12 protein-coding genes are annotated in these 17,592 nt (G+C 61.5%); 7 read left to right on the top strand and 5 right to left on the bottom strand.

Annotation, left to right across the window (positions count from 1 at the left end):
• The first annotated feature begins 968 nt into the window (after nucleotides 1-968).
• Nucleotides 969-1,547, top strand: coding sequence for a DUF2179 domain-containing protein (locus tag PLL20_02810; GenBank protein ID HPD28899.1), 579 nt, complete (start codon nucleotides 969-971; stop codon nucleotides 1,545-1,547).
• Between the two features lie 79 nt (nucleotides 1,548-1,626).
• On the opposite strand, the gene PLL20_02815 is transcribed toward PLL20_02810, so the two are convergent.
• Nucleotides 1,627-4,167, bottom strand: coding sequence for a malectin domain-containing carbohydrate-binding protein (locus PLL20_02815; protein ID HPD28900.1), 2,541 nt, complete (start codon nucleotides 4,165-4,167; stop codon nucleotides 1,627-1,629).
• 339 nt (nucleotides 4,168-4,506) lie between these two features.
• Here PLL20_02815 and nadA point away from each other — a divergent pair, with 339 nt between their 5' ends.
• The 3 genes from nadA (at nucleotide 4,507) to PLL20_02830 (ending at nucleotide 8,705) form a co-directional block, all read left to right on the top strand.
• The gene (nadA, locus tag PLL20_02820; protein ID HPD28901.1) at nucleotides 4,507-5,622 is read left to right on the top strand and encodes a quinolinate synthase NadA; all 1,116 of its coding nucleotides are present in this window, start codon (nucleotides 4,507-4,509) and stop codon (nucleotides 5,620-5,622) included.
• A gap of 33 nt (nucleotides 5,623-5,655) precedes the next feature.
• Nucleotides 5,656-8,262, top strand: coding sequence for a heparinase II/III family protein (locus tag PLL20_02825; GenBank protein HPD28902.1), 2,607 nt, complete (start codon nucleotides 5,656-5,658; stop codon nucleotides 8,260-8,262).
• Between the two features lie 203 nt (nucleotides 8,263-8,465).
• Nucleotides 8,466-8,705: a hypothetical protein gene (locus PLL20_02830; protein HPD28903.1), complete on the top strand. Its 240-nt coding sequence runs from the start codon at nucleotides 8,466-8,468 to the stop codon at nucleotides 8,703-8,705.
• Between the two features lie 86 nt (nucleotides 8,706-8,791).
• Here PLL20_02830 and PLL20_02835 read toward each other — a convergent pair whose 3' ends face one another.
• The gene (locus PLL20_02835; protein ID HPD28904.1) at nucleotides 8,792-8,992 is read right to left on the bottom strand and encodes a hypothetical protein; all 201 of its coding nucleotides are present in this window, start codon (nucleotides 8,990-8,992) and stop codon (nucleotides 8,792-8,794) included.
• A 111-nt stretch (nucleotides 8,993-9,103) separates the two neighbouring features.
• Here PLL20_02835 and PLL20_02840 point away from each other — a divergent pair, with 111 nt between their 5' ends.
• Nucleotides 9,104-9,295 carry a type II toxin-antitoxin system HicB family antitoxin gene (locus PLL20_02840; protein ID HPD28905.1) on the top strand — a complete coding sequence of 64 codons (192 nt, stop codon included), beginning with the start codon at nucleotides 9,104-9,106 and terminating at the stop codon, nucleotides 9,293-9,295.
• On the opposite strand, the gene PLL20_02845 is transcribed toward PLL20_02840, so the two are convergent.
• The 3 genes from PLL20_02845 to PLL20_02855 all read right to left on the bottom strand — a co-directional run bounded on the left by PLL20_02845 (nucleotide 9,286) and on the right by PLL20_02855 (nucleotide 15,108).
• The gene (locus PLL20_02845; protein ID HPD28906.1) at nucleotides 9,286-10,788 is read right to left on the bottom strand and encodes an asparagine--tRNA ligase; all 1,503 of its coding nucleotides are present in this window, start codon (nucleotides 10,786-10,788) and stop codon (nucleotides 9,286-9,288) included. The genes PLL20_02840 and PLL20_02845 overlap by 10 nt on opposite strands.
• A gap of 426 nt (nucleotides 10,789-11,214) precedes the next feature.
• Complete coding sequence (locus PLL20_02850; GenBank protein ID HPD28907.1) at nucleotides 11,215-12,600, bottom strand: hypothetical protein; 1,386 nt, start codon at nucleotides 12,598-12,600, stop codon at nucleotides 11,215-11,217.
• Nucleotides 12,601-13,509: 909 nt separating this feature from the next.
• Complete coding sequence (locus PLL20_02855; protein HPD28908.1) at nucleotides 13,510-15,108, bottom strand: response regulator; 1,599 nt, start codon at nucleotides 15,106-15,108, stop codon at nucleotides 13,510-13,512.
• Between the two features lie 434 nt (nucleotides 15,109-15,542).
• Here PLL20_02855 and PLL20_02860 point away from each other — a divergent pair, with 434 nt between their 5' ends.
• Both PLL20_02860 and PLL20_02865 read left to right on the top strand, forming a co-directional pair.
• The gene (locus tag PLL20_02860; protein HPD28909.1) at nucleotides 15,543-16,049 is read left to right on the top strand and encodes an MgtC/SapB family protein; all 507 of its coding nucleotides are present in this window, start codon (nucleotides 15,543-15,545) and stop codon (nucleotides 16,047-16,049) included.
• 224 nt (nucleotides 16,050-16,273) lie between these two features.
• Nucleotides 16,274-17,401: a hypothetical protein gene (locus PLL20_02865; protein ID HPD28910.1), complete on the top strand. Its 1,128-nt coding sequence runs from the start codon at nucleotides 16,274-16,276 to the stop codon at nucleotides 17,399-17,401.
• The last annotated feature ends 191 nt before the right edge of the window (nucleotides 17,402-17,592 follow it).

Raw genomic sequence — 17,592 nt, forward strand, 5'->3', positions numbered from 1 at the left:
ATCGTGTACCCCCTCCTGCGGCGAGGGAATCCTTGAGAATCAGGCATTTGATACATAATCGGGCCGTCTTACCCGGACAGGAGTGATACGACCTATTGAACGCTGCCGGTGGTCATCGCTTTCGACGTTGACATCTTGCCGGCGGACCGCTCTACTTCTCCCAGCGAGGGAAGACCCGACATGCGTTTGGTTCAAACCACCGTCGCGTGGGCACTTGTGACCTGTCCGGCTGCAGCGACCGAGCCGGTAACGATGCAGTCGCCGGATGGAAAGATGTCTTTTTCGCTTTCAACCGGTCCTCAGGGCCCGGCCTTTGACTTGACGATGGACGGGCAGGCCTTGCCGTTCGACAGCCCTTACACGATCGGGTCGCTGTCAAAGCTCGGCGAGACGCTTATCGGCCCGCCAATGACGCCGGAGATGTCTTGCGGCGAGTGCATGGCGATTACTGAGGCACACCTTCAGGACCATGCCGGACTCTGTCTTGCGACGAGTCCGCGGATGCCCAAGACCCTGCTGACGCGGTTATCGACGCGAGGCAACGAGCGGGCCGTGGTTCGGGTGGCACCTTTCGAGACTCCTTGGCGCGCGATCCTCCTCGGCTGCCGGGCGGGCGATCATCGAGCACCACGGCGAGAAGGGCGTTGGCGTCTGGTTGTGGCTGAGGTGGAGTCACTGCGATGCGGAGATGGCCAAGGCCTTTCCGCTCCACGAGGAAAGGGGCATTGCCGGCATCAAAGTCGACTTCATTAATCGCGACGTCCGGTGGATGGTGAACCGGTGTCGTTCCAGGCGGGATTCGCAGGCCTGGTGAGACCACCCGGCTCATCGCCAAAGGGTTGTCAGATACCGCCCTTGGTTGGCAGAGATGTGTTTCTCGATTGGCAAGCGCCTCAAGAGTAGAATGGCGTTTTGCCTGCGAGCTGGACGGGCCATCCGTACCGCCCGCGGCTCTGGGGTCATGAAACATGGCCGGCTTGATGGACTGGCTCAACTCTCATCCGCTGGTGTTGCCGCTGTTCATCTTCTTCGCGCGGATCACGGATGTGTCGATTGGCACGTTGCGGACCATCTGCATTGTGCGCGGCTTTCGGTACCTGGCGCCGATACTCGGCTTCTTTGAGGTCGCGATCTGGATCATCGCGGTCTCGGGCGTCTTCAGCCATCTGGACCGTTGGTACAATATTGTGGCTTATGCCGGTGGTTTTGCCGCGGGCAATGCGGTGGGCATGTACATTGAGCAACAACTGGCCATCGGCATGCAGGCGATTCGTATCATCTCGCCGGGCCATAGTGCGGCGGTTGCCGCCGGTTTGCGCCTCGCGGGTTATGGTGTCACCGAGATCAAGGGCCGCGGCCTGAATGGCGAGGTGTCCATCTGTTTCGTGGTCGTTCCTCGCAAGGAAACCCCCGTGGTGCTTCGGGTGGCACGAAGCATCGATCCCGACGCATTCAGTACGGTTGAAGACGTCTCTTCGGCCGTCGGGCGGGTCTACCGCGACGAGGTCCGCAAACGTGGATGGCGAAACCTGTTGAAACGCAAGTAGTAAATGTTGCGGGTATGCCTTCGTAACCCGGCCGGGGTGGAGGCTCGCCGCCAGGGCCGCGTCTTCCGCAAGTAATCGGTCAATTGGCAGCCTGTGTCGTCGATGGTGTCAGCGCGAGGATCGGGGTGGCGCCGAGTCCGCCGCGTCCCGGGGCGATTTCCATTGCAGATACCACGGCTTCAGCGTCGTTGACGCCGCGGAAACGGACCTCGATCACCCCGTGGTTTGGGCGGATATCATCAAACACGAGGTCAACCGCACGGTTCAGGCCGTCCCAGATCGGCCTGTTGTTTGCGGTGAAGGCGACGGACGCCGGCCGTCCTGTGGCTGTAGCCGCGATGTCCAGATTGCGAAGCATCGGGCGGCCGTTAATGTCGATGCTCATCAAACGAGTCTCTGGGGTCACCCATCTGGACTCCATCAGTTTCAAGCGGACGTGATAGTCACCCGGCCCGACGGTCACATAGGCGGTGAAGTCCCGGCCGTGCATGCCGTGTCGATACAAAACCGGATCGGCAGTACCGGCAACTGTCAGTCGTCGCGGCGTTGTGTACCAGCAGGCCTCGACGGGATCGGTCAGTTCGCCCACACGAATGACCGCCTCGGTGGCAGGCCGCCACGAGCGGCCCTGTGAATCGACATAGTCCTCACGGCCAGGATAACCGAATACCCATCGCTGCGCGTCGGTCGGACCGCCTCCTTCGCCGAAACCCGCATCGCCGGTCGCCGCGGAGAACTGGACTGCGTCGGCGGTGACGTCGGCGCCATTCGAGCGAGGATTGCCCTTCCCGAATGCGACGATTCTGATCGTATGCCGATCGTTGCTCAGGCCGCTCTTGTGGTACAACACCTGCTGCCGAAGAACATATGGGTTCCAGCAGTCAATCCCGCAGAGCTGCTTGACGTCATCAATGTAAACGTTGGCCAGGCCGCCGTTGGGGCTCACCGCCCCGATCAGACGGAACTGGTTGCCCTCGAACGTGAACGAGAGCTCTGCGCCGGCCTCCGCGGTGAGACGGACCGCGCCGCCGAAATGCCCGGCCAGACTCGCCTCGTCCCACCTGCCGGAGAATGACATCGTGCGTTCGTCGCTCTGTTGTTGCGGATCATCACCCTCGATTATCACCGTCCTGCTGCCGTCGTGTCGAATCGTGACGATGCAGTCGCCGTTGTTCAGCGGCCGGGCAGCATAGCCATTTCCGTCGAGCGAAGGCGATTCAGAAAGCGGCTTGCCGTCGGCCAGGATCCGCGTCGGGCGAAACGCCAGCCGAAGAACATCTTCCGTCCCTGCAGGAGCATCGAAGGTGGTGTACTCGATCCGGCCGTCGCCGTAGATTACTTTCGACACAACCGACGTGCTCCGCATGATGTGGTTCTCGCGGTGGGGACCGAGTACATCCGGCAGCCACGCCATGGCATCCAGAACATAAGCCAGCGGCAGCGGGTGCGCGATTTGCAGCCAATTTCCGGCGACGACGTTACCGCCCTCCATACCGTCCTCGACCACGCCGGTTTCATGGGCATCGTACGTTGCCAGAATGAACTGTCGCCGGGCCAGCTCGCGTGCCCATTCGCTGTCGGCCCGAACGCCGTACTCCGCAAACGCGGCCCCAACCTGCATCGGCGGGTACGACAGCGAACGCCCGCAACATTGAGCCCCCTCCGGATACGCCCAGGCTCCGCTGTAGACGTCTCCGTTCGACTCGGGGGCCACGCACGCACGCTGCAGGAACAGCGACATGATGTTCCGGGCATCAACCCGCCAGTTCCGGAAGACATCCGGCACGGCCATCAGGTATCTTGGAACCATCTCCGACAACGTCTCGCTCTGCACGGGGTGAGACCAGTCCCAGTAATCCCGGCCAAAAGCGTCGTTTTCGAGCCATCGCGGCAGCAGCACGTCCCGAAGGTACGCCCGGCCGGCATCGCGAGCTTCGATCAGGGCGTTGTTCACGCCCGTGTAACCGACGCGGATCAGCTCGTCAAAGAGCCGCAGCAGGACCACGACGCCGCCGGTCTGCCTGTCATCCCAGAACACGTCCTCCGGATTGGCATATCGGTTCCACGGAGACAGGCCGGGTTCGTGGCCTCGTTTAGCCGCCAGCAGGTCTGCCCAATGCCCGGCGGTGTCGAGCCATTCGCGGTTGCCGGTGATCTGGTAGCCGCGGACCAGACCGAGGCCGAACAGGGCAACGAGGTCGAGCTGGATCATGCCTTGCGGGTTGCATTCGCCGTAGGGGGTGCCCTGGTTGGGCACACTGATCAGGAACCTCGGCCAGGGGTGATCGTCAGTCGTCTGACAATGGTTCAACAGCACGTCGGCGATCATGCTGATCTGGGCAATCGCGGACGGGTCGCCGCTGTAGCGGTAGTAATCCACCCATCCGATCATGGCATATGCCCCGCGCTGAGCCAGGTCGCCGTTGCCCCAGTCCTCCAGCTTGCGCGGCCTGATTGTGCCGTCCGGCTTGATCTCCCAACGGCCGTTGTAAATGTAGTCCGGCGCCGGCAGGCCGGTCTTGGGATTCGTCGCCCACGGATAGCGTTTCAGCGTTTCGGCGGCGACGCGCACCCGGAAATCGCACTGACCGTTGAGGCCCTTGTACCACGGAGCGATCACGCCATGGCGATCCTCGACGGCATCATGTGCGAAGTATCGCGGCTGCGTTCGCTGCGCCGACGCCCAGGCGGGGAATACGAGGCAAAATAGAAGTGGTAGGGATATAACCGCCTTCGCAGATGCTTCTTGAGAGTGCTTCATGCAGTGCTCTCCCTGCGCTTCGGCTTGGGACGTCGCGCCGTACAACACCTGCGGAGGCGACATCCGGCATATCGTACAGCCAGGGCTTGGAGCCTGTCACGCCGAGCCGGACAGCCGTCAGGTTTTGTCCACGAAAGCCGCGAGGCTATACTGATTCAGAGTCTGGTTCACCTGGTGTATAGGAGCCGACCTGACGTGATGCCGTATCAGCCGCCATTGCCGCCTCAATATACCGACCTCTCGATCGAGGAGATGTGCGAGCGGATCCGGGCGCACAAGCAGGCCTTCGGCCGGCGTCTGGTGATTCTCGGCCATCATTATCAGCAGGACGACGTGATTCAGTTCGCCGATTTCACTGGCGACAGCCTCAAGCTCAGCCGGCAGGCCTCGCAGCAGAAGGACGCCGAGTTCATCGTCTTCTGCGGCGTGCATTTCATGGCCGAGTCAGCGGACATTCTGTCGGAAGGCCGGGTGGCTGTGATTCTTCCCGACCTGACCGCCGGGTGCAGTATGGCGGACATGGCAGCGCTGGAGCAGGTCGAGGACGCGTGGCAGCGTTTGACTGCGGCGACGGACGCAAAGGTCATCCCCATCACGTACGTGAACAGCTCGGCGGCGATCAAGGCGTTCTGCGGACAACATGACGGAGCCTGTTGCACCAGTTCCAATGCTCGCAAGGTGCTCGAATATGCGTTGACGCAGGGCGACAAGGTCCTTTTCCTGCCGGACCAGCATCTCGGCCGCAACACGGCGTACGCGATGGGGCATCCACTCGATTCAATGGTTCTTTACGATCCGGTCCTGGACGCCGGGGGCCTGACCGACGAGCAGATCCGCAATGCCCGCTTCCTGTTGTGGAACGGCTACTGCAGCGTGCACCAGGTGTTCACGCCGCAGCAGTGCGAGCGTGTTCGGGCAGCCGATCCGGCCTGCAAGATCATCGTCCATCCGGAGTGCCCGTGGGAAGTGGTGCAGCGGGCGGACCTGGCCGGAAGCACCGAATACATCATCAAGATCATTACCGAGGCCCCCGAGGGCTCGCACTGGGCGGTAGGCACGGAGATCAACCTGGTTAACCGCGTGGCCAACCGCTATGCCGGTCGCAAGCTGGTGCGGTCGCTGGCCGACGTACAATGTCTGTGTTCGACCATGTATCGCATCGATCTGCCGCACCTGTTGTGGAGCCTCGACGAGCTGGCCACCGGCCGCGTGGTCAATCAGATTCGGGTCGATGAGCAGACCCGCCATTTCGCCCGAGTCGCCCTTCAGCGTATGCTCGACAACGTCAGCGCCACGCCGATGGCGGCGAAATAGTGGGGACGGGGGATTGGAGGCTGGGGACTGGAGATGAGCAATCGATCGCAGGGCGTGATGTTCCCTTGTCCGTTGGCTGTGATCATCATATCAACTGCCATGTTGCTCGCGGTGGCGTCGGCATTCGGCGAGTCGCCCGCAAGAGTCAATGTATCCACGTTCTACCATGCCCAGGCAAGAGCCAACGCCCAGACAAACGGCCAACGATACGATTGGGCCCGCAAGCAGGTTGATGAGGCGATTGCGGCGGCCGAGCCGTGGCTCAAGACGCCCGATGACGAGTTGTGGCGGATGATCGTGCCGCCAAAGCTCAAGCGGGCGATTATGGTCAACGTCAACCAGGGTTGCCCGAAATGCGGCATGGGCATCTATGGTGACCGCGGACCGCATCCGTATCCCTGGCTGGCGTGGGTCGAAGGCCATCCGTGGAAAGTACAGTGCCCTAACTGCAAAGAGCTGTTTCCGAAGAACGACTTCGGGGCGTTTTACGAAAGTGGAATTGATCCTGAAACAGGCTTGTTCGATCCGGCGCGGGCTGACCGCAAGCTGCTGTTCAACGCGGAGCATGCTGATCCGAGGGATCCGCAGCACTTGTACGCCGTCGATGACGGTAGCGGCTGGCAGCGCTTTCCCGGTGGCCTGAAGGAGCGGGACTGGTACATCGGCTATCATGCTTACTTCGGGCGCAGCGGCCGGGTGGCGTCGGCGATCCGCTCGCTGGCCACGGGCTACGCTCTCACCGGCCGGCCGATCTACGCGCACAAGGCGACCATCCTGCTCGACCGCCTGGCTGATGTGTTCCCCGACTACGACGGCAAGCGGGAGCAGTTCTACAACAACGTTTGGGGCGAGTATTCGGACGGCTTGCTGGGGCCGAACTACTGGGATGGCGGCATGTGGGCTCAGCGGGCGATCGATTATGACATGATTCGTGAGGGCATCGGCCAGGCGCCTGAGACGCTCACGTTCCTGGGCGAGAAGGCCCGCCAGTTCAAGGTGCCGATGCCCAAGACCAGTGTCGAAGACATCCGCCGCAACATCGAGCAGCGCATCCTTATCGACGGCGGCCGCCGCCGCGAACGTATCTGGATGAACGGCACGATCACCGAAATGTGCCGGCTCAAGGTTGAGCTGGTGCTCAACGGACGTGACGCGCTGAAGGAACTGGTCGGCAAGTACATGCCCGCCATCGTACCGCCTGAGCACCTCAATGCGGACGGTTCGGGGAATGAGCGTTCCACCGGCTATGACGCCGGTGCTTTTGGCCAATACTGCAGCCTGATCGAAGAACTGGCGGCGATGGACAAAGACGTCGTACGCGCTGCCCTGGAGAGTCACCCGAATCTCCGCGCTGCCTTCGATTTCTGGCCCGACATCTGGTGTCTGGAGAAGTACATCCCCCAGATCGGCGACGTGGGCGAACCCGGCGCGACCAGCGGGCCGCGCGGCTCGGCGGGTGCCTACCTGGTGCTTTTCGATCTGACTGGCAACGCCAGGTATGCCCAGGCGGCCATGCGCATCGCAAACGGTGACGCCTCCGCGCTTCCTCGCAACATCTACGCCGCAGAGCCCGAGGAATTGGTTCAGCGGGCGATCGAGGCTGACAAAACATCCGGGCCGTGGCACACGCCCAGCATCGTCAAGCGGGACTATCAACTTGGCATTTTGCGCAGCGGCCTCGGTCCGGACGAGCAAGCGCTATGGCTGTTTTACTCCCCCAAGGCCGGAACCAGCAGCCATTCGCACTTCGACGCGCTGAACATAGGTTTGTTCGCCTTTGGCCTTCCACTGATCTGCGAACAGGGTTACCCGCTCTACACCGGCGACTGGCCGGCCCGCTGGGCGTGGACCAGCAACACCCGCAGTCATGCGACCGTCAGCGTGGACAACCGCTGCCAGCGTCATAGCGACGGCGGCAAGCTCTTGGCCTTTGCCGGAGACAACGGCGTGCAACTCATCTCGGCCGAGGCCCCGACGGCTTATGAGAATGTTGCGGTCTATCGCAGGACGCTGGTCGCGGCGGAACTTGGTGCCGGATGTGTCTGCTACCTGGACGTCTTCCGCATTAAGGGCGGCCGTGAACATACGTACAACCTGCCGCTGTTCTACGGCAATCTGCGCGTTCAGGGACTCACGATGATACCGCACGACGATCTGCACGACGGCTATGTGAGCCAGGTGCAGGCTTCGCCGGCCGAGTCGCCGTGGCAAGCCGAAGCAGATCTCTGCGAGGAATACGAAGGGCTGGTCCGTGCGCACATGCGCATTCACGGTCCAGCCGCTGACATGACGATCCTGACCGGCCGGGGGGAGGCGCGTTGGGGCAAGGATGATCCGCGGCGACTGCCATACCTGTTCTTGCGTCACCAGACGAACGCTCGCGAACTCGATAGCTGCTTTGCTCTCGTTTACGAGCCGTATCGCGAGCGGCCGTTCATCGATGAAGGCAGCGTGGTCATACGACCGGAGGCACAGGCCGTTCATTTCGAGGCCCGGCTGGCCGACGGGTCAGGTTCGTTCCGACTGACCTGTCGGGACATGGGCGATTCGCCGGTGACGGCGGAGGGCACACGCACGCTGGCGGGCAAGTCGCAAGACGTCAAGCTCTCGGGAATCATCTCAACTCTGCCGTCGCGCTGAGCCAATTTAATGGTTCCGCATTCTGAAAGTAGGGTCTTTCTCAATAACGCTATGCGCAGGGGCAAGAAGTGGAACCTGATCCTCTTCGATACGGTCAAACTGGGCAGGCTGAACTGAGCGGCCGGATGGAATGAATATCGCGAAGGTGAGCGCCAGGTGAACCGACGCTCACAGTTGTCTGCATCTTGATCGCCTCGGTTTCGATGCTCACCGTCTGTCGCAAGCTGCTGCACCTCTGCAAAGGTGACACGCCTTATTATAGCAAGTGCGGCTACAACTTGACGGACCTGACGTCTCCGCGATGTCCCGAGTGTGGAGGTCTTCCATCCGAGGTGCCCGTGGTGCGAGGGGAGTTGGCCATAGGGCGGTCCCTGCGCATATGGCTGGTCGTCGGGATGCTGTTGATGCTGGTTATCGGCGTCGCCGCTGCCATCGTATGGTGATCAGACCCAGCATCTCGCGGTTACGACCGTGCGATGAGTGAGAGGGACACGCAATGCGGGCATTTGGCTACGAGGGAGACGTTCGCTCAGCGGACCAGCTTGTCCGCCTCGCGGACCATTTCCGTGACGGACCAGTCCGACAGGATCTGATCCCGATCGCGGGTGTAGTCGCCCTGGCCGGTTTCGTATTGCAGGAGCAAACGCATGGCGTTGACGTAGCCCAGCTCGCGGACGAGGATCTCCAGGCCTCGACGTCGCAGTTCAGCAGGATTGGGGATCAGGCTCACGCGGGCAACTCTCTCGTCAACGTCATCAAGTCGACTTCTGTCTTCTCGAGACTCGGTACGGTGTAATATGGCAGGTCAAAGCGTTACGGAACAGCGAAGGGTTGGTGACACATGCTCTACAAAGTGCCCCTCCTCCTCACCCCTCAGCCAGAAGGGGGTTTCACGGTTACTTCGCCGCTCCTGCCGGAATTGGCGGCGGAGGGCGACACTGCCGATGAAGCGCTCGGGAATGTTCGGGATGCGCTCGCCGCAGTTATCGAGATTTACCATGATCTGGGCCGGCCATTGCCTGCCTACGGATAGACCTTGTCCATCATTCGCGGATAGGCGATGGTTTCGCGGATGTGTTTGAGGCCGCAGATCCAGGCGACGGTTCGTTCGACGCCGAGGCCGAAGCCGCCGTGGGGGACGCTGCCGTAGCGGCGAAGGTCGAGGTACCACTCGTAGGGCCCGGTGGCCAGCCCTTCCTCGGCCATGCGCTCCAGCAGCACGTTCAGGTCATCCTCGCGCTGTGAGCCGCCGATGATCTCGCCGTAGCCGTCGGGGGCCAGCAGGTCGAAGTTGCGGACAACCCGCGGGTCTTCGTGATCTCGCTTCATATAAAACGCCTTGCAGCCGCGCGGATAGTGCGTGACGAACACCGGACGGTCATGCAGCCGCGAGATGATCGTTTCGTCGCTGCCGCCGAGGTCCTTTCCCCACTCGAAGTTCGCCGCCAGTTCCATGTGTTTGGGTATGTTCGAGACCTGCTCTTCCAGTTCGGCCAGTTCTTCCCGCTCCGCGATGACCTCGGCCGCGAGTTTCTCCTGCTCATGCTTCTTGACGCCCTGCCGATCGCGGGCTGCTTCCTTGGCCGGGATCGACTCTTTGAGCTGGGTGATGCGGGCGCTCTTTTCGGCCAGGTCCTTCTCCAGGAGTTCGCGGGCCTTCGGGCCGCGAAGGATCTCGGCCGCCTGACTGTAGGTGATGCGGTAAAACGGCTGCTTCACGTTTTCGAGCGCGGCAAGGTCTTGGCCGAGGAATTCCAAGTCCGCGCGGTGTTCCTTCAGCACTCGTTGGACAATCGAGCAGACAAAATCCTCTGCGACATCCATGACATCCTCGAGGACAGCGTACGCGATCTCCGGCTCAACCATCCAGAACTCCGTCAGGTGCCGGCGCGTCTTGGACTTCTCCGCCCGAAAAGTAGGGCCGAAGCAGTAGACCTTGCCGTAGGCCAAGGCCGCCGCCTCGAGATAGAGTTGGCCGGTCTGGGCCAGGTACATCGGCTCGCCAAAGTAGTCCACCGAGAAGAGGGTCTGAGCTCCTTCGCCGGCCGAGGGGGCGAAAATCGGCGTGTCCACGAGCGTGAAGCCGTTGTCGTTAAAGAAGCGGCGGATGGCATCGATGACCGTGTGACGGATCTTCATAATGGCCGTCGGGCGTCGGGATCGCAGCCACAGGTGGCGATGCTTGAACAAAAACTCATGCCCGTGCGGTTTGGGGGTGATGGGGTAGTCGGTCGTGCTGTGCACCACCTCGATGCCGCTGACGTGCAGTTCGTGGCCGCCGGGAGCGCGCTGCTCGGCCTTGACTTGGCCGGTGACCTTGAGCGAAGATTCCTGCCCCAGCCGTGAGGCCGTTTCGAAGACCTCCGGCGGCACATCCTGCTTTCCGACCACGCACTGGCACAGGCCCGTACCGTCGCGGACGACAAGAAAAACCACCTTACTGCTGACCCGCGAGTTATAGAGCCAGCCGGCCAGCGTCACCGTCGAGTCAATGTGTTTGCCGAGATCCCGAATATGAACAGTCATGTCTGTTTCCTTGTGCCTGTTCGCCGAAAGCCTTCCTCAGTCGCATGCCGGGGGATGATACGCGAGCGGCACCGTCAGCAAAAGGGGGCAAGGCAGATCCGGATTCAGATCTTGAGAGAGGCTGACTCCTGCGACGCCTGCTCCGTCGAATTGCGCAAGTTGAGGAGAAACCGCCGCGCCGGCACAATGTTGATCGTTCCGCGTTCGGCATCGATTTGCCCGTCTTCACTGCGAGTCCCAACGGTTCCGATCCCGCCCCCGATTCACCCATCGCCTCGCCCCATGCCATCGCCGTGTCCGGCTTACAGGCAGCCGGTGGTCATTGTTGCCCCATGTGACCGACGCGTTCAGGGAGTATTCGCAGATTATGTCAAGACCGGTTTTTCAAGATCGCCAGCGGGCAATTCTTCGGGTTAACGCGACGGCCTACAACGTCGGCAACGTGTCGTCCGGGGTGTTGGCAGGCATACTCTGTCCCAGGAAATGCAGAAACTGGGTGCGCGTCAGGATCGGGATCGACAGCGACCGAGCTTCCTTGAGCATGGTCTCGAAAGCCGATAGGCGTTTGGCCGCTTGCTCATTGCGCTCGGTGACGGCCGCCTCGTCTTCCGAGCCGGGGATGACCGGGACAGGGCCGGTCGGAGGTGAACCCACAACCAGGAAATCCGTATCGGTATCGACCTTGTTCACGACCTTGCCGCCAAGGCGGTCGATCAGCCGACTCACTTCCTTGCCGGCTATGTCTTCGGGGCGACCGTCAAAGTTCAAATCGAAGTCCCCGATGACCGCGAAGGTGAACTGGCGCGACCGATCGAAAACAGGGTTGGCGATAATATCGTTTACCAAGATCGGCTCGCCGGGCGTGCGTGAGGTCACGCGACATTCTGCCGTCGTCTCGAATACGTTGACGACCTCGATGGTTGCCTTGCCCTTTCCGTCAGTGGGGATGCCGCGAACAGGGGAATAGACCGAGAAGGTCATGCCCAGCCTGACCCCATCACTGCGGCCGAGGTCAATGTAAACGATGTCCCCGGCCGGCACTGTGCGGACGATCACGCCGTCCTTGACCTGGAGGGCTGAGCCGCTGCTGGAGGGCTTGAATTGCGCTAACTGGGCCAGCAGCCCCTCCGTCCGGTTTTTCTCGGCATTCAAGGTCTTCTCGGCCTCATCCCGGGCTTTGCGGGCGGCATCAAGTTCACCGGCCATCTGGTCGCGTTCTTTGGTGCGGGCAGCCTGGAGTTCGGCAAGCTGTCGGTTGCACTCCTCACGGGACTGTTCGCTCTCTTGCATCAACTTCTTGAACTTCTCGTCCAGTTCGGCAACTCGGGTCTCGAAGGCCTTGGCGGCATCGTCTCTGGTCTTGACGGCCTGCTCAAGATCGTTGTTGAGCTTCTTGTGCTGAGCCTGAAGTTCGTCGGCCCGGCCGGCGGTTTTTTGATACAGGCTGAAAAGATTGTTCAGCATCGTGGCCACCGGCTGGTCGGCGGTGATTTTCGCATCCTTGACCTGCGGGTCATTGGCCACGGTTGTCCGGATCTCGTCAATCGCCGACTTGATCTCGGCCAGCGACTCGGCAGGTTTTCCGATGACCTCCTGGGCGACGTCGCTCAAGGCTTGTCGGGCGTCAGCGGCGGCCCTTTGCTGATCGCGGGCCTGCCGTTGGGCTTCGCTGGCGGTTGCCTCGAGGTCCGACTTTTGCGTAAACATGATGATGGTGAAGGTAATGGCGGCCACCGCTGCGACGGCAAAACCGATCGCCGCTGCTTTCAAGCCGCTCGATCCGACCGATCCTTGGGGCCTGGCCACTGCCATGATTCACTGCTCCGTTTCGACCGTTAGGCCCGACGTCGGGTGTCCATGCCGTCCGGTCGGGCTCGGACGGGCCGCGAGGTTCGCCCGCTTCGATTGTCGGCACCGTGGTCCGAGGGAAGTCGATCCAGCCGGCTTTCATCTCGGCGTACGGACGATTTCGAGGAGGGAACCACCTTCGGTCTCAGTGCCGGCAGAACGGCAGCCGCCTCGACTGCCGCCCGGCCACCTGCTCAGGCGGGTAGCCAATCCGTCATTCTCGTTTCCGGGCATGGGCCTGTCAATGTCTCGTGGTCGACCAGGTGCCGCCCGGGTGCGTGACAGTCTGGGCGGGCATGCCGACCAGTCCAGGTTGGGCGATCAAGGCCCTTCAGCGGGTTTTCCCGCCGAAGGCGGGCTGATAGGCCGGCCGTTGTGCGGCCGGTTGGCGGTCGCCCGCGGTTCTTCCTCCTTTCTATGGTCTCAGCCCGTTTCAACAGGATTACCTGACAAGGACAGGCCCGTTAAAACGGGCTTGATGGGGTAGCACAGAGAAGGAGGAGTTGGTCGACCGTGAACCAGTCGTCAAACGGCCGGCCTGTTTGTCCTTCGGGAAAGACCGCTGAAGCGGTCTGCTTCGGCTTGCGGTTCACGACAACCGGGTCAGCCGCGAGGACTGCCGCCGCTTCTGTCACGGGTCCGTGCCGCCCACGGCAGGGGTCCGTGACAGTTCGGGCAGGAGCCGGCCGTCTATTACAGATCCCGGAACATGTCCGTGGGGGGGGCGGCCTCCGTAACCACCGGTGTCCCCACGCATGGGGCAGCAGGGAAGGAGAGTGGCGATGAGCCTGATGCCTCACATACAACTCCAGGTGTTGCCGGTGGCTTGTGTCTTGCAGCGACCGGCGAGCGAGATTGAGCTTCCATCTCTTTTCAGCACGTGCTTGCCTGCAATTCCTCTGCCTCAGCCTCCTCCTCGGTATGACGGTCGTAAGTCTCCTGAAATTGCTGCTCCAATGCCAGGAACGCTTGCACAACGCGGGGGTCGAACTGTGTGCCGGAGGCGGCGGCAATCTCCTTTTTCGCGTACTCATGCCCCTGCGCTGCCTTATACTCGCGCTTCATTCGGATGGCGTCGTAACTGTCGGCGACCGCAACAATCCTCGCGGACAGCGGAATCTGCTCACCGGCCAAGCCCTCGGGATATCCCTTTCCGTCGTACCGTTCATGGTGGTAATGGGCGACGTCCATGGCGGTCTGAAGAAAACTGACCTCGTGTCCGCCACTCATGACGGATCGCAGGGTCTGCGACCCGATGGTGGTATGTCGCTTGATGATTTCGAGTTCTTCAGCGGTCAGTTTGCCGGGCTTGAGCAGGATCCCGTCGGGTATGGCGACCTTGCCGATGTCATGCAGCGGCGCGGCTCGTCCCAGATCATCGATGAATTGTTCGTCGATCGTTCCAGAGATCCTGGGGTCGTCGGCCAAATGTCGCGCGAGGAGGAGAGAAAGGTCCCGTACGCGTTCAAGGTGTTTACCAGTCTCGCGGTGCCGGTATTCGCTAAGTCGTGCGAGCGACAGGATGATGGAATCGCGGGTCACATCGAGCTTCTGTCGGGTGAGAGTGCTGTTGAGGGCCAAGGCGGCGGTGCGGGCGAACTGCCGGAGGATATTGATTTCCTCGGCGGTGTACTCCTGTCCACCGGCTTTCTCGGTGATATTGAGCACCCCGATCACCCCGCTGCCGGCGCTGAGCGGCTCGCAGATCAGGGGCAAACTGGCAAAATAGCAGGACTCATAGGGGCTGCGGGCGATTTGAGGAGCCTCTTGGCGGCCAACAACGATCTCTTGACGGGTTTGGAACACTCGTCCGGCGATGGGACTGTCGACGGGCACGCTTTGGTTTCGCCAGATGTCCGGAGGGATGCCAACGGCGTAGCCGAACCGCAGATGCTCACCGGACTCGTCGGGGATAAGCAGCGAGACGCGCCGGCTGTCGAGTAATTGGGAGGCGGTCTCGACGATGTGCCGGCAGTTGGACTCGATCGAATCGGCGACCAGGGCCGACTCGCTGAATTCGTTGAGTCTGGCCAGGATGCAGGTCTGTTGGGACAGCGAGGCGTTGGCCCGTTCGAGGTCAAGCTGGGCCTCGCGGAGCCGGACCATGGACCGGACGCGAAGCCGGAACTCGCGGGCATGGATGGGCTTGAACAGGTATTCATCGGCCCCGGCAGCCAGTCCGGCAGTGAGATCCTCCTGGTCGGTCTTGGCGCTCACGATGATGATGGGGATCCGCGCGGTTCGAGGATCCGCGCGCAACCGCCGCGTTGCCTCCAGCCCATCCATCACCGGCATCATGATGTCCATGATGATGACATGGGGAAGATGCTGCGTGGCTAATTCGACGGCTTCCTGGCCGTTTACGGCATGCACGGTCACGAGACCGTCCTTGACCAGCAGCCTTTCGAACAGGCGCCGGTTTGCGGGGCAGTCGTCAACCAGCAGTACTGTAGGAGCGTCGTTCCCTTCCATGTGCTCACGGTTCCTCTCCCGGCCGTCCGTTGGTCTGCTCGGGAGGATGTCTACTTGGCCGGCACAGCAGCCGGATTTGTCGCCCGGATTCGAGTCGACCGCACGGGTGACCGGCCGGCAAAAGTGCGTTTGTCGGCAGACCTGTGCTTGCTCAAACCCGGGTTCGGCCGGGGGCGAACTCTCGGGAACTTACTCAGGGGTTGTCCCCGACCTTCAGTCTATGTATCGTTTCGATGAAGGGCCGGCGTAAATACCGAACTCTCATGTTGCTGCTGGAGTCTTGGACTGATGCTTGACGGCAGGCAGCTTACCCGGACGTGGCCGATAATGCTCCTGGCCAGCGTCGGCTGAGCTGACGGTTCTCGGAAACATGGTGTGTCTTCCCCAAAAAAGACCCTTCTGATCTTGGCCTCGGGAGAAACGACGTGTCGAGTATGATGGCCTCCATGGATTGGTTCGGAGATCTTTACAAGGCAGTGCCCTTGCCGCTCTGCGGACTGATCCTCGTGTCGTGCGCGGTTTTCTGCGGAACGCTGATCGGCCTGGAACGGGAACATCGCGCCAAGCCGGCCGGGGTTAAGACCGTCAGCCTCATCTGTATTGGCAGCACGATCTTCACCATTGCCTCCATCCTCATCGCAGGCGAGGGCGGAGCCGACCGGGGTCGCATCGCCGCGCAGGTGGTGACGGGGATAGGGTTTCTGGGTGCAGGGGCGATCATTCGCGATCACAAGACGATTATCGGGCTGACGACGGGAGCCACGATCTGGGTGGCGTCGGCAATCGGTGTCCTGATCGGAGCGGGTTACGCGGCCGGTGGCATCGCGATGACCGTCGTGGTCCTGGGGGTCCTGATTGCGCTCCGCCGTAGCGAGGACTATTTCAGGCGCCGGGCCGGGCAATCGCCTTCCGCGTCATGTCGGGATGACGATGACGCCTGACGCAGAAGGTCGGGGAAACACGGTCTGTCGTCGCTCACGCCGCTCTGATCGGGAGGCGGCGCAGGTTCAGCCGGTGCAACCTGACGACGACGAACGTCCCATAGCTCGTTGGGAACACCGCTGCGACAATTCGTCATTCCTCAGCCGAAAGCCAGGGGTTCATTGAGTCGATGGTGAGGATGGATTCGTGGTTGTTTGTCGAGTGAACGAACTGGGTTGGGCTGATGCTCGATCTGGACCTGGCCAGATTGTCACCGGAAGTCGCCAAGATCATTATGCTGCGCGGCGCGCGGACGCCGTCGTTGCAGTGGCAAGAGCACCAGAACACTGGGGCTAAAAAGACGCTTGACGCGATTGACGATGCCCGCCTCTTCGGTTCCGGGGTCGTGATCAACGAAGGCATGGCAGCCGCAACTCGAAGCCTGCTCTACCTCTGGAACGGCTGGATCGGCGAGTGCAAGATGTACGCCCAAGCCGTGCCGGAGAAAGAGCGGTTCCACATCATAGCCTTCTGCGAACGAATGGAGGGAAACAGCAAATCCGCCAAAGAGTGTTTCCAGAGAATTGGTGAAAGTCCGGTATTCACAGAGTTGCGGACGTATGCGCTCGAGGCGATCAGCCCGGGTGCCGCCCCGGAAGTGCACCGTTTCCGAAAAGTGCTGGAACAGAACGAGGCATGGGAGCCATACGCGTTCTGTGACTTATACATGCAGGTTTTGAGCGGCCAACTGGGCACCAGTTCAGCTTCGCTGGTCACGGGCATCCAGACACGCGAGTTTGCGCTTCTGTTCACTCACTGTTACCAGGCGGCAACAGGCACGGACCTCAAGAAACGGGCGACCGGGGGCCCGCAGACACAGGCACGATCGCCGAAGCTGTTGAAGAAGCGAAAACCGCCTACATCTCGAACAGGGGCCCAGCGGGCCGGAAGGCTGGACAGAGAACCCGAAAGCAAGTTGTTCGGAAAAACAACAGGCGCAGAAAAGACCGCCAGGCCGGCCGGCAGTCCGCCCGTCGTGATCCAGGTCAAGGTCATCTGTCCCTCATGCCGTGAGAAGCTTACCTTTCCGGTTGCCGCGCGGGGCAAAAACCACACGTGCCCCAAGTGTCACACCGAGTTCCTGATCCCTGAGAAGAAGGGCACAGGGACCGGAACATCGTCTTCGGTCGTTCCGGAGAACACAGAGGGGGCTGGAGTGAAGATTCTCTGCCCGCGATGCAAGAGTCTCATGGTTTTTCCGGATTCGGCGCGTGGTGAGCAAAGGAATTGTTCAGCTTGCGGCACACCCTTCATCGTTCCCATCAAGAAGACCGGCGCTGAACCTCAGGCTGAGCCTCTCCAAATCACCTAGAGGGAGCCGGTTGGCGGTTTCTTGTCGGCAGCGGCCGATCATCAGGCGGCTCGATCCGTCCATTTCGACTTGCTCGTGCGGCCGGCGGCAGCGCCTGGAGCCGACGATCCGGGATCGTCGTCGCCGGCCAGACTCAGGATCTGAGACTCCTGCCGCGACGTCCATATGCGAACTTGACGAGGACGGTCTGG

This window comes from Phycisphaerae bacterium (assembly GCA_035384605.1).
Lineage (GTDB): Bacteria > Planctomycetota > Phycisphaerae > UBA1845 > PWPN01 > JAUCQB01.

Bases quoted from the DNA above. Each gene is read 5' to 3' on its own strand.
- PLL20_02810 (HPD28899.1), top strand. From the start codon at position 969: ATGGCCGGCTTGATGGACTGGCTCAACTCTCATCCGCTGGTGTTGCCG.
- nadA (HPD28901.1), top strand. From the start codon at position 4,507: ATGCCGTATCAGCCGCCATTGCCGCCTCAATATACCGACCTCTCGATC.
- PLL20_02825 (HPD28902.1), top strand. From the start codon at position 5,656: ATGAGCAATCGATCGCAGGGCGTGATGTTCCCTTGTCCGTTGGCTGTG.
- PLL20_02830 (HPD28903.1), top strand. From the start codon at position 8,466: ATGCTCACCGTCTGTCGCAAGCTGCTGCACCTCTGCAAAGGTGACACG.
- PLL20_02840 (HPD28905.1), top strand. From the start codon at position 9,104: ATGCTCTACAAAGTGCCCCTCCTCCTCACCCCTCAGCCAGAAGGGGGT.
- PLL20_02845 (HPD28906.1), bottom strand. From the start codon at position 10,788: ATGACTGTTCATATTCGGGATCTCGGCAAACACATTGACTCGACGGTG.
- PLL20_02850 (HPD28907.1), bottom strand. From the start codon at position 12,600: ATGGCAGTGGCCAGGCCCCAAGGATCGGTCGGATCGAGCGGCTTGAAA.
- PLL20_02855 (HPD28908.1), bottom strand. From the start codon at position 15,108: ATGGAAGGGAACGACGCTCCTACAGTACTGCTGGTTGACGACTGCCCC.
- PLL20_02860 (HPD28909.1), top strand. From the start codon at position 15,543: ATGATGGCCTCCATGGATTGGTTCGGAGATCTTTACAAGGCAGTGCCC.
- PLL20_02865 (HPD28910.1), top strand. From the start codon at position 16,274: ATGCTCGATCTGGACCTGGCCAGATTGTCACCGGAAGTCGCCAAGATC.